This is a genomic window from Anaerotignum lactatifermentans, assembly GCF_016902535.1.
Lineage (GTDB): Bacteria > Bacillota > Clostridia > Lachnospirales > Anaerotignaceae > Anaerotignum > Anaerotignum lactatifermentans_A.
The window spans coordinates 1-12,706 of record NZ_JACSNY010000005.1 but is presented as its reverse complement, the minus strand read 5'-3'; the positions used below and the strand labels follow the sequence as shown (position 1 = coordinate 12,706).

Annotated in this window: 12 protein-coding genes; all 12 read left to right on the top strand. The window is 52.5% G+C overall.

The features are described from left to right. Nucleotides 1-223 precede the first annotated feature (223 nt). Nucleotides 224-1,453: a glutamine synthetase family protein gene (locus H9X84_RS05100; protein WP_205133388.1), complete on the top strand. Its 1,230-nt coding sequence runs from the start codon at nt 224-226 to the stop codon at nt 1,451-1,453. Nucleotides 1,454-1,470: 17 nt separating this feature from the next. Beyond that, complete coding sequence (locus H9X84_RS05095; protein ID WP_205133389.1) at nt 1,471-2,082, top strand: ANTAR domain-containing response regulator; 612 nt, start codon at nt 1,471-1,473, stop codon at nt 2,080-2,082. A 107-nt stretch (nt 2,083-2,189) separates the two neighbouring features. Beyond that, a complete protein-coding gene (spoIIID, locus tag H9X84_RS05090) occupies nt 2,190-2,444 on the top strand; it encodes a sporulation transcriptional regulator SpoIIID (protein ID WP_205133390.1) in 255 nt (84 codons plus the stop codon). A 179-nt stretch (nt 2,445-2,623) separates the two neighbouring features. Next, a complete protein-coding gene (locus H9X84_RS05085) occupies nt 2,624-3,010 on the top strand; it encodes a (deoxy)nucleoside triphosphate pyrophosphohydrolase (RefSeq protein WP_205133391.1) in 387 nt (128 codons plus the stop codon). A gap of 79 nt (nt 3,011-3,089) precedes the next feature. Then, nucleotides 3,090-3,584 (top strand): C-GCAxxG-C-C family protein, encoded by a 495-nt coding sequence (locus tag H9X84_RS05080; protein WP_205133392.1) that lies wholly within the window; start codon nt 3,090-3,092, stop codon nt 3,582-3,584. A 269-nt stretch (nt 3,585-3,853) separates the two neighbouring features. Next, entirely contained in the window at nt 3,854-4,939 is a 1,086-nt protein-coding gene (locus H9X84_RS05075) for a stalk domain-containing protein (RefSeq protein WP_205133393.1), read from the top strand. Nucleotides 4,940-5,098: 159 nt separating this feature from the next. Further along, entirely contained in the window at nt 5,099-5,578 is a 480-nt protein-coding gene (locus H9X84_RS05070) for a MarR family winged helix-turn-helix transcriptional regulator (protein ID WP_205133394.1), read from the top strand. After that, the gene (locus H9X84_RS05065; RefSeq protein ID WP_205133395.1) at nt 5,575-6,720 is read left to right on the top strand and encodes an efflux RND transporter periplasmic adaptor subunit; all 1,146 of its coding nucleotides are present in this window, start codon (nt 5,575-5,577) and stop codon (nt 6,718-6,720) included. Before H9X84_RS05070 ends, H9X84_RS05065 begins: the two co-directional genes overlap by 4 nt. Before the next feature lie 3 nt (nt 6,721-6,723). After that, entirely contained in the window at nt 6,724-9,846 is a 3,123-nt protein-coding gene (locus H9X84_RS05060) for an efflux RND transporter permease subunit (protein ID WP_205133396.1), read from the top strand. 117 nt (nt 9,847-9,963) lie between these two features. Next, nucleotides 9,964-10,812 (top strand): patatin-like phospholipase family protein, encoded by an 849-nt coding sequence (locus H9X84_RS05055; protein ID WP_205133397.1) that lies wholly within the window; start codon nt 9,964-9,966, stop codon nt 10,810-10,812. A gap of 15 nt (nt 10,813-10,827) precedes the next feature. Continuing rightward, nucleotides 10,828-11,541, top strand: a complete 714-nt coding sequence (locus H9X84_RS05050; protein ID WP_205133398.1) for an MBL fold metallo-hydrolase — start codon at nt 10,828-10,830, stop codon at nt 11,539-11,541. 100 nt (nt 11,542-11,641) lie between these two features. Next, entirely contained in the window at nt 11,642-12,541 is a 900-nt protein-coding gene (locus tag H9X84_RS05045) for a carbohydrate kinase family protein (RefSeq protein ID WP_205133399.1), read from the top strand. Nucleotides 12,542-12,706 lie beyond the last annotated feature (165 nt).

The following is a 12,706-nucleotide window of genomic DNA, read 5'->3' as shown; positions in this document are numbered from 1 at the left end:
TGCCCTTGACTTATTTTTTATACACCAAGCGCGAATTTTTGTCAATCTCTTTTTCCCGGACAATCTTCTATATCTCTCCGGCCATGTACAAAAACATATCTATCCCCATAGAAAAATTGTGGAAACTTCCGGAAAGCTATGCTATATTTATGCTATATTTTTTTATAAAATCAGACGTTCCATGAAAAAATCAACTGAAAAATAGAGGAAAGCAGGTAGAATCATGAAATATTCCAAAGAAGAAGTTCTTCAATACATCCGGGAAGAGGATGTGAAATTTATCCGGCTGATCTTCTGCGACATTTTTGGCCGGCAAAAGAATATCTCTATCATGCCGGGAGAGCTGGAACGGGCCTTTTCCTGCGGCATCGCCTTCGACGCCTCGGCCATTACCGGGTTCGGCGATGAAGCCCATTCCGACCTGTTTCTTCATCCGGAGCCGGATACCCTCAGCATCCTGCCCTGGCGGCCGGAGCATGGCCAGGTGGTGCGGATATTCTGCCATATCACCTATGCCGACGGCACCCCCTTCCCCTGTGATACCAGAAGCCTTTTGAAAGAGGCGGCGGCCGCGGCGGAAAAAGCCGGTGTTTTCTTCGATTTCGGACCGGAAATGGAATTTTATCTCTTCCGTCTGGATGATGACGGTCAGCCCACCCGGATTCCCTACGACAACGCCTCCTACATGGATATGGCGCCAGAGGATAAATGCGAAAATATCCGCCGAGAAATTTGTCTGACATTGGAGCGAATGGGCATTTCCCCGGAAAGCTCCCATCACGAGGAAGGACCGGGGCAAAACGAAATCGACTTTCGTTATTCCGACCCTCTGACGGCGGCGGATAATACCATGACCTTTCAGACCGTAGTCAAAACCATTGCCCAGCGCAACGGACTGTATGCGGATTTTTCGCCAAAGCCCATGAAGCACTATCCCGGCAATGGCTTTCATATCAATCTTTCCGCCCGGACCGAGGCAAAGGGAGACGCACTGCCCCAGATGATGGCGGGAATTATGAAGCATATCGCCGATATGACCGTATTTCTTAATCCCACAGCGGCCTCCTACGAACGTCTGGGAACACAAAAGGCGCCGGGCTATATCACCTGGTCCTGCCAGAATCGTTCCCAGCTGATCCGGGTACCCGCCTCTCCGGAAGAGCACCGGCGGGCGGAGCTGCGTTCTCCGGACCCCAGCACCAACCCTTATCTGGCCTTCGCTCTGCTTATTTACAGCGGTCTGGAAGGCATCACCCATGGACTGGAGCTGCCGCCGCCGGTAGAGGAAAACCTGTTTACCGCCAGTGCGCAGGTTCTGCGGCAGTACGCGCCCCTGCCCCAAAGCCGGAGGGAAGCGGCCGTAACGGCGGCCAACAGCACCTTCCTGGCGGACCATCTGCCCGCTGATCTTCTGCGGGCCTATCTGGACGCCGTCACAAAAGAGCAGTTTTAAGAGAAAGGAGGACGGCAATGAATGATCCGGAACGCCTTTACAGTATGCTGACGGTTTCCGCCGCACAAAAATTTCAAACAGCGCTTCAGTCTCTGCTGCCGCCCTCCCGGTTTCATACCATCCACTGGGCTGACAGCGTCAGCGCCGCCAAACGGCAGCTGCTGGAGCGGACCTATGATTTTATCGTGATCCACAGTCCCCTGAATGATGATTTCGGCATAGAATTCGCCATGGAGGTCTCCGCCCGGAAGAACGCTGTGGTACTGCTGACAGTGCGGGCGGAGCTGTACGAAGAGGTTTACGAAAAAATATCGGAATACGGCATTTTCCTTCTGCCCCGGCCCGCCTCCCGCCAGACGGTACGCTGCGCTCTGGACTGGATGGTAAGTATGCGGGAACGCCTGGGCAGGATTGAGGAAAAAACCGTTACCCTTTCGGAAAAAATGGAAGAAATCCGTCTGGTGAACCGGGCTAAGTGGGTCCTCATCGACCGGGAAGGCCTTTCGGAACCGGAGGCCCACCGCCGTATTGAAAAAGCGGCCATGGACCAATGTCTCCCCCGCCGGGAAATCGCCAGAGCCATTATCGAAGACCGGCCCCTTTCGCCGGGGACAAAAAAACAGGGATAGACCGCCCAAAAGCGCTGTACCTGTTTTTTTCATGGCTTTTCGTCTATTCATAAGACGGCGCCCGGCCGCATATAGATAATCAAGAACATCTCAGGGGAGTGCTTTTTTTGAAAAGCTATATCGAAGAACGGGCGGTGGAAGTGGCAAAATTCATGATCCACACCAATGCCACCGTACGGGAAACGGCGAAAAAATTCGGCATCAGCAAATCTACGGTACATAAGGATATTACCGACAGAGTAGAAAAAATCGACCCGGATCTGGCCAAATCCGTACGGAAGGTGCTGGAGGTCAACAAATCGGAGCGCCATATCCGGGGCGGTATGGCCACCAGAGAAAAATATCTGCACCGTTTTCATTGAAAGCATGGGGAGGCGCTTCCGCCTTCACCCATCCATAGACAGGCAGGGACTGACCGCCAAAAGCGGATTCCCTGTCTGTTTTTCTTTGGCAGAAAACACCTTTCCCAACAAAGGAAATTGTGGTATGGTGTGAAAAAAGGGCAGAGCGTCCGCTCCGCCAACAACAAGGAGGAAAGCGCATGACAGAAGTGGTTGCCGCCCTGCTCCATGAAAACGGGCGGTTTTTTATCTGCCAAAGGCCCCTGCATAAGGCCAGAGGCGGTCTATGGGAATTTCCCGGAGGAAAGGTGGAGCCGGGGGAAACGAAAGAAGAAGCCCTGAAACGGGAATGTCGGGAGGAGCTGGACATCGGCATAGCGGTGGACAAGGTCTATCTGGAGGTTTGCCACGTCTATCCCGATCTGACGGTACATCTGACCCTTTTTCTGGCCCGGATCACAGAAGGAGAGCCAAAACAGCTGGAGCATATGGGATTTTCCTGGATCACCGCTCAGGAGATTCCTGCCTATGAATTCTGCCCCGCCGATGAGCAGATTCTGGAAAAAATCCGGCGGGAGGGCTTTTGACCCCGGTTCTTGCGCTTTTGTTTTCGGCGTGATACACTGAAAAAAAGGTGATTTTGTCGAGGAACAGGAGGTAAGGCATATGGAAGAGGAAAAAAAGGAACTGACACTGCCGGAACAGGCGGAGGCACAGGCAAAAAATTATTTCCGTCAGGGGCTGAACTGCACGGAATGTGTTCTGGCCAGCTTTTTGGATATCCACGGCTCTGACCTGCCCAGAGAGATCATGTGCATGGCCACGGGCTTCGGCGGCGGCATGGGCCATACCAAGCATGTCTGCGGCGCTGTAACCGGAGCGGTAATGGCACTTTCCCTGGCGGTGGGCCGGAAAGACCCTATGGCAAAGGAAACCATGGCGGAACGCATCACAGAGCTCAACGGCATCTACGATCAGGTAGCGCCTCTGGTCAACGAAATGGAAGAGACCTACGGCACACTCATTTGCAGTGAGCTGTCGGCGCCCCATGGGGATTTTGAGTGCAAGGCCAGAAAGAAAAGCTGTATGCAGATGATCGGCCACTGCGCTTCTCTGGCCATGAAATACGCTCTGGAAAACGAAGGAAAAACAGACAGATAATACCGCCGGAAAAACCGTGACGGCTGTTCTGAGAAAAAAATAATCACATCAGAAAAAATCATCGGCATCCTCTGTACCGTGGGGATTCCGGTGATTTTTATTTTCCGGCAAAGACCCGCCGAAGGGCAGAAGGTTTTCTCTATTTTGGGATTCTGATAAAACCCGGCTTTTTTTCATTCCTGAAATATGATATACTGTGATCGACAGGCGGACGCATTTGTCCGCCGGCCATATTCCCGGCCTTGGGCCGGTATCTCAGGAGGGATTCTATGAACAGACATGTTTTTCATCATAAAATATTCCAGCGGATCGGCGGTCTTTTTCTGACGCTGGCTCTTCTGGCTTCTCTGACTCCGGCGGCGGTCCAGGCCCATCCTCCCATCACCGTTTATGTGGACGGGAAGGAAGTAGTCTTTGACCAGGCCCCCGTAATCCAGAACGACCGGACACTGGTGCCAATGCGAAAAATCTTTGAGGCTATGGACGCCACCGTCCTCTGGGAGGAAAGCGCCCAGACCATTACCTCCCAGCGGGGAAGCGATGTGGTGCTGATGATAATCGGACAAAACCAGGTCTATAAAAACGGAGAAGTTGTTTATACCATGGATGTGCCCGCCCAGATCATGAACGACCGCACCATGGTGCCCATCCGTGCCGTGGCCATGGCCTTTGACGCGGACGTCGCCTGGGACGGCGTCAATTACGTTATCAATATCTCCACCTCCGGCTCGGCCCAGACCACCGGCGGCAACTACCGCCAGGAAATCAAAGCAGACGACGGGACAACAGTCATGACCATTGAACTGACCTATACCCCCTTGACCCAAAACAGCAGTGTGGCAAATACCATCAACGAAACTATCTATACCCAACTGCAGGCGGAAGGCAGCGGCGCCATGATGCAGTACGCCGAGGCGGCAAAAGCGGCTTATGCCCTCGCCCAGCGCAACAGCGAATATTTTTCGCCCTGGTACTATCGCCAGACGAATACTGTCTCCACAGAGGACAACCGTTATGCTTCTATCCTACAGGAGACCTTGTTCTTCGCCGGTACGGTGGAACAGACCCTGACCGCAACGACCTATTCCATGATTACCGGGAAGGAACTGGGCCTGACAGACATTGTACCGGATGATCCTGACGATCTGGAAGAATCCATCCGACAGGGATTCCTGGCCCTGATCGCTCAGAAGGAAACCGCCTTTTACAGCGACGCCGAAAGCCGGCTGAACAAAAATATCGACGATACCGGCTTCTATCTGACAAAGGACGGCATTACCTTCTTCCTGAATCCAGGCATCCTGGCCAACCGGGACGCCGGTGTCATCGGATTCCATGTAATTTACAGCTACTAACAGAGCATATGATAAAACGGCATAGACTGAAAAAGTCCGTGCCGTTTTTTTGCGCCGCGTAAAGACGACATTTGGAAACACAGAAATCCATTGACACTAAAATAGTTTTATAATAAAATTATTTTAGTTTATGTATTCTGAAAAAAAGGGGGAGTACAGATGTCTTCTGCAACGGGAAAAGAACTGGCAAAGTCGCTGGTGGAACTGAATATGAACATCCTCAGATGGAACAGGGAGCATATTGAAAAATCCTTCAACATCAACGGGAAAAACCGCTGCGGCGAGCTGACCATGCGGCAGTTTCATGTACTGCTGCTGATACGTACCACGGGCATACGCACCATTTCCGATCTGGCCAACTGGCTGAATATCAGCAAAAGCAGCATGTCCATCATGGTCAACCGGCTGCGGGAAGGCGGCTATCTGGAAAAAGTACAGGCAGATAAAGGCAGCGACGGCCGAATCTCCTTTTTCCGTCTGACGGAAAAAGGGATGTCCGAGGTACATCAGGCGGAGGAACAGCTGGTCGAAAATATCGCGGGCTGTTTTTCCTCTTTTTCTGAGGAAGCCATTGAAAAATACTGTTCTCATCTGCGGGAATTAAATGAATTAGTCAAAACAGGAGGGTTTGGGGAATGAAAAAAAGGAGTTTATGTTTGGCTTTGATCTGCGCCGCCATGCTGGCAGGCTGCGGACAGACGGAAGAAACCGTGGAGGAAAAGACCGCGCGCAGTGTGGAAACCATGACCGTGGGCACCGGCGCCATTTCCAGTGATTTTTCCTTCTCGGGGAAGGTAGCGCCGTCCAGAGAGGTCTCTGTGGTCCCTACCATCGCCGGAAAAGTATTGTCCTTTGGCTATGAGGTCGGCGACAAAGTCGGCGCCGGCGCGGTACTTTTCAGCGTAGACAGCACCGATCTGCAAAATAATCTGCGCAGTGTGCAGGCATCCTATGACGTGGCGGAGCTTCAGGCCCAGAACGCCAAGACTACATTGGAAAGCAACCAGATCTTGTACGATGAAGGCATCATCGCCAAAAGCGAATATGACCAGATCAAACTGGCTTACGATACGGCGGAAGCAAATCTGACCAGTTTGCAGGTACAGATGGATAACTTACAGAAAAACATTGCCGACTGCAGCGTGACCTCGCCCATTTCCGGCGTCATCTCCGCCAGAAATATTGAAATTGGCAGTTTCGCTTCCCAGAGCACACCCTCTTATACCATTATTGACCTGTCCAGAGTCAAGGTAGAAGTAGGCGTATCAGAACAGATGGTCAACGATATCGCCGTAGGCGATGAGGTAGATGTTCTGCTGACGGCAGTTTCTCCGGAGCCGCTGACAGGCACCGTTTCCACTATCAGCCCCGCCGCTACCCAGGCAGGCACCTATACCATCAAGGTTGAGCTGGACAACAGCCGCGGTCTGTTAAAGGCCGGGATGCTGGCGGAGGTAAAATTCGTCAAGGAAGCCTCCGATGATGCCATTATCCTGCCCCGTGACGCCGTTATGACAAAAGACGGAGAAACCTATGTTTACATCGTAGAAAACAATACGGCCAAAAAGACCATTGTTGCCACCGGCATCGAATCCGGTGACCAAATCGAGATTACAGAGGGTCTGCGTGAAGGCATGGACGTTGTCATCAAAGGCCAGACCTATATCTCCGACGGAGAGGAAGTACAGATCGCCGATCTGAAAACAACATCCAGTGAAAAAACAGAACAGGATGCGCAGACACAGAATACCGAAACCAACGGGGAAGCAAAGGGGGAATAATCTATGATTTCCAGACTTGCCATTCGCCGGAACGTTACCACCTTTATGGTGACCATGATGGTATTTCTTGGGGGGATTGTGGCCTATCTGAATCTGGATATGGCTCTGATGCCCAATGTGGATATCCCCATTGTAGTAGTCACCACTACCTATGTGGGCGCCGGTCCTGAGGAAATGGAAAATCTGGTGACAGAGCCTCTGGAGGAGGCCCTCAGCACCGTAACCAATGTGGAGACCATCTCCTCCGTCTCTTCCGCGGACGTATCCTTTGCTATGGTGCAGTTCGTGGACGGCACAGACATTGACATGGCCTCCGTGGACCTGAGAGAGGTCATCGACCGGGTAAAATCCTCGCTGCCCGATGACGCGGGAGAACCCAACATCATCAAAATGGATATGAACGCCCTGCCCATTTATCTGGGCGTTACGGCGGAAAATATGGACCTGAACGCGCTGAACGAAATGCTGGAGGACAATGTGGTCAACCGGCTGGAGCGTATCGAGGGTGTTGCCTCCGTGGATATGACCGGCGGCATCGAGCGTGAGATCCGCATCACCGTAGACCCCCAGAAGCTGGCGGGCTACGGCATCTCCACCTCCACCCTGTCCCAGGTGCTGGCGGCGGAAAATATGAACCTGCCCTCCGGCTCTTTGTCCCAGGGCACTACTACGGTACAGGTACGTACCATGGGGGAATTTTCCTCCATTGAGGAAATCCGGAATCTGCCCATCACCACCTCCGGCGGCGCGCTGATCCATTTAAGCGACGTTGCTACTGTGGAAGAAATGGAAGTGGACCGCAGTTCCTTTACCATTATTGACGGGGAATACGGCATCATGCTTTCCGTAAACAAACAGTCCACCGCCAATCTGGTAGACGTCAGCAAAAAGCTTCAGGAAGAAATGGCGGATCTGAACGCCGCTTATCCTGAACTGCAGATCACCATGCTGACAGATACCTCCGAATATATTCAGACATCTTTGTCCAACGTAACAGAAACGGCCTTCCTCAGCGCCATTATCGCGTTCTTCGTACTGCTGCTGTTCCTGAAGAACCCGCTGACTTCCATCATCATCGCCGTTTCCATCCCTACCTCCATTCTGGCCAGCTTCGCGCTGATGTATCTGGCGGGGATGACGTTGAACATCATTTCCATGGGCGGTCTTGCCATCGGTATCGGTATGCTGGTAGACAACTCCGTCGTGGTACTGGACAGCATTTATCAATACTATGAGCGGGGCTACGCCCCGGCGGAAGCGGCGGAATCCGGCGCCAAAGAAGTAACCATGGCCGTTACGGCGTCCACATTGACCACCGTAGCCGTATTCCTGCCCATCGCCTTTGTAAGCGGATCTGTGGGACAGCTGATGCAGAGTCTTTCCTTCGCCATCTGCTTCTCCCTGATCTCCTCTCTGGTGGTCTCCATTACTTTCGTGCCCATGGCCTGCGCTTTGTTCCTGCGGCGGGAACGGAAGAAAAAAGAACCCAACAAAAAGCTGTTCCATATCCTCTATATGTGGGATCTGGTACTGGATAAAATCAATAACGGCTATGAAAAGCTCATCAAATGGGCGCTGCGCCATCCCAGACGGACCATTTGTATCGTACTGGCGGCCTTTATCGGCAGCCTTTGTACCCTTCCCATCACCGGTATGGACTTTATGGATGAGATGGACGAAGGCGTTGCCAATATCACCATCGAAATGCCCAACGGCACCGATCTGGATGCTACGGAAGAAACCGTATGGGAGGTATTGTACCGTTTGCAGGATATTCCCGAGGCCCAGACTGTATACGCTTCCGTAGGGGGCGGTATGCTCTCCAGCGGCACTTCCAGTGCCAGCATCACCATGAATCTGGTGGATAAAGAAAACCGCAGCCGCAGCACCAACGAGATCTGTGAGGAAATCAAGGAACTGACAGCGGATATTCCCGGCGCGGAAATCACTGCTTCCTCCTCCAGCTCCGCCATGGGCAGCTTTGGCGGCACAGACGTATCCCTGAACGTCTATGGCTATGATTCCGCCGTCCTTTTGGATGTAGAAGAGGATCTGGTGGAACTTTTGAGCGGTATCCCTCAATTAAAAGATGTGGAAGGCTCTACCGGCGCAACGGTACCGGAGGCCAAAGTGGTCATTGACCGGAACAAGGCATCCCTTTACGGCATCACCACCGCTTCCATCGCCAGCTCCCTGAATACGGCCATTTCCGGCTCCACCGCCACACAGTATAAGATCGACGGCACAGAGATTGACGTGGTCATCCGCTATGACACTGCCGATCTGAACTATCTGACAGATCTGAACGACCTGACGGTTTCCTCGGCATACGGCGGTGAAATTCCTCTTTCCAGCATCGCTTCTGTGGAAATGAGTGAAAGCGCTACCTCCATTTACCGGGAAAATCAGAAAAACTATATCACCATCGAGGCCTCCTCACCGGAACTGAGCGGCAGCGACGCCCAGAAGCTGGTAGAAAGCGTTCTGGCGGATTATGAATTCCCCGATGGATGCAGCTATGAATTCGGCGGCACGCTGGAAATGATGAATGACGCGTTCAGCTCTCTGACCACCGCACTGATCGTGGCTGTCCTTCTGGTTTACATGATTATGGCTTCTCAGTTTGAAAGCCTGCGGTATCCCGCCATTGTCATGTTCTCCATGCCTCTGGCCTTTACCGGCGCTATTCTGGGGCTGTTCATTACCGGCAACACCATCACCATGTCCGCTATGATGGGCTTTATCATGCTGGCAGGTATGGTTGTAAATAACGGTATCGTGCTGGTAGACTATACCAACCAGCTGATGAGCCGCGGCATGAGCTGCTATAAGGCGCTGACCACCGCCGGTCCCCGCCGTCTGCGGCCTATTATGATGACAACTCTGACTACCATCCTGGGTCTGATCCCTATGGTTGTCACCCAGCAGGAAGGCAGCGAAATGATGCGCTCTCTGGCATTGAGCGTTATCTTCGGTCTGACCCTTTCCTCCATGGTTACACTGGTATTCATCCCCGTTGTTTACGCATGGATGAACCGCCGCAGACAGAAACGTCTCAGACGCCGGGTAGAAAAACGTATGGCCAAGGCGGAAAAAGCGGCCCAAAAGGCAGCCGCCGAAAGCTGATTCCAAAAAAAGAAGATCAAAACCTGAATGAGCCGGAGTTTTCCCTAAAAGGGAACGCTCCGGCCTCCTGTTTTTGCATATTAAAGAAGAGACGAGAAAAGAAAGGAAGGATCTACAATGAAAAAAATCGGTCTGGTACTGGAAGGCGGCGCCGCCCGGGGCGTTTATACGGCAGGCGTGCTGGATTATTGGATGGAACAGGGCATTTCCTTCCCCTATCTGGTAGGTGTATCGGCGGGGGCCTGCAACGGTCTGGATCTGGTCTCCGGCCAGATCGGCCGTACCCGGGACTGTATGATCCATACAGACAAAAAATACGCCTATACGGGCCTGAAGGTCCTCTGGAAAAAGCATGTCCTTATGGATATGGATATGATTTTCCGGCACTATCCCAATAAATACTTTCCCTTTGACTTTGACGCTTATTTTCAGTCGGAGGTATACGACGAATACTGCTGCACCAACTGCCTGACGGGGGAGGCGGAATTTTTCCATGAAAGAAAAAGCAGAAAACGGCTCATGGAAATCGGCAAAGCCTCCTGCACCATGCCCGGGGCCGCGCCCGCCGTACTGCTGGAGGGCACCCCCTATCTGGACGGCGGACTTTCCGACTCCATCCCCATCCAGCGTGCCTTTGACATGGGCTGTGAGAAGCTGGTAGTGGTACAGACCAGAAATCCGGACTTCCGCATGACGCTGGGCAAATCCGCAAAGCTCATGGGAAAAATATACCGGCAGTACCCGATGGTAGAGGAGCTTCTGCTGCGGCGGCCCCAGACATACAACAAACGTCTGGCGGAGATCCGCAGACTGGAAAAAGAGGGGAAGATTCTCTCCTTCCGGCCGGAAATCCCCGTCGTAGGCAGAATGGAAACGGATTATCATAAGCTGATGCAGTTTTACCTCCACGGCTACCGCCACGCCCAAGAGCGGCAGAAAGAGCTGGAGGATTTCCTGAAGGACTAAAAAAGGAGCGTACCTATGGAACTGAAGCAACTAACGAAAAATGTCTATTACACTACCCACGAAGAGCGGCGGGACCGGCCCTGTCTGGGCTATATCCGGGACAGCCGCTATCCCGTTATGGTAGACGGCGGCAACTCCCCCGCCCATGTGGCGGAATATCTGGCTCTGCTGGCGGCGGAAGGCCTGCCCCGGCCGAAACTGCTCTGCATCACCCATTCCCATTGGGACCATACCTATGGCATAACGGCGGCAAACTGTTTCTGTCTGGCTTCGGAGAAAACAAACGCACTGTTAAACACCATGGCGGGCTGGGGCTGGACGGAAGAGGAAATGAGAAAACGGGTAGAAACGGGAGAGGAGTCCCTTTTCTGCGATACCCATATCCGGGAGGAATATGCCCGTCCTGAGGAGATTCAGGTCCGCCCCGCTGATTTATCTTTCCATCAGGAAATCGCACTGGAACTGGATATTCCCGTTCGTTTTTTCGAGCTGGTTTCCCCCCACGCTCAGGACTGCGCCGTCATTCTGGCGGACGGCGTGCTCTTTCTGGGGGACGCCTACTGTTCCGTCCCTGTGGGAGAGGACTGGGTCTATGACAAAGAACTGCTGGCGGCCCATATTGCCGCTCTGGAGGAAATCCCCTTTTCCCTCTGCGTCAAAGGCCATCATCCGCCCCAGACAAAGGCGGAACTGCTGGCGGAACTGCGCCGGGAGTTTTCCCTGCTGTAAACAGACAAAAAGCCCTTTCCTTGGCCGGGTGCAGGAGGAAAAGGCTTTTTTTCGTGGCAAAATCGTTGTATACTGGAAGAAAAAACAAGGAGGAACTCCTATGAAGCAGACACTGGTCATCGGCTCCACCGTCGTTGACGTTATCATAAACATCGACCATCTTCCCGTTAAGCAGGAGGATATTCATATTCTGAAACAGACACGTTCTCTGGGGGGCTGTGCCTTTCTGGTCAGCGATATCCTGCGCCATTTCGGTGCCCCTTACAGCCTTTGCACCGCTGTGGGCGGCGGTATTTACGGCAATTTTGTACTGGAAAAACTGCAAAAGCGGGGCGTTCCCATTTACGTGCGCGTGCCGGAACAGGAAAACGGCTGCTGCTACTGTATGGTAGAGGCCGACGGCGAACGTACCTTTATTGTGGATCATGGCATCGAATACACCTTTTATGAAGAATATCTGAAAAAAATCGACACAGAAACCATCGACAGCGTCTATACCTGCGGGCTGGAAATCGAGGAATACACCGGCTGGAACATCATCCATTATCTGGAACATCATCCGGCGTACCAGATCTATTTCGCCCCTGGTCCCCGTATCCTGAAAATTCCCGCTGACCGCATGGAAGCCCTGTTTGCCCTGCATCCCATCCTCCATTTAAACGAGGAGGAAAGTCTGGCGTATTCGGGAGAAACCACCTATCAGCAGGCGGCCCGGCAGCTTTATGAAAAAACAAAAAGCCCCGTTATCATTACTTTGGGCGAAAACGGAGCCTACTGCTTCGACGGCAAACAGGAATATCAGGCGGCGCCCCGTCCCACCACAGTAAAAGATACCATTGGTGCCGGGGATTCCCACATGGGCGCTGTTATCGCCGGCCGGCACTTTGGCTGGGACTGGCAGAAAACGCTGGAAACCGCCAATCTTGTTTCCGCCGCGGTGGTAGCAAAGGAAGGCGGTTTGCTGGAAGAAGAGGATTTTGAAGCATTACATCTGATCTGAGCATAGAAAACCGGCGCGAAATCCGCCTCTCCTGAAAAAGCATTGTATGTCCTATATTTTTCCCTTGAATTGTCAAGTTAAATGCAACACCTCTGAATAATAAATCTCATAAGGCGTTCTATACCTTAAACATTTTCTGGGACGTTTGTTCATTTCATCCACTTT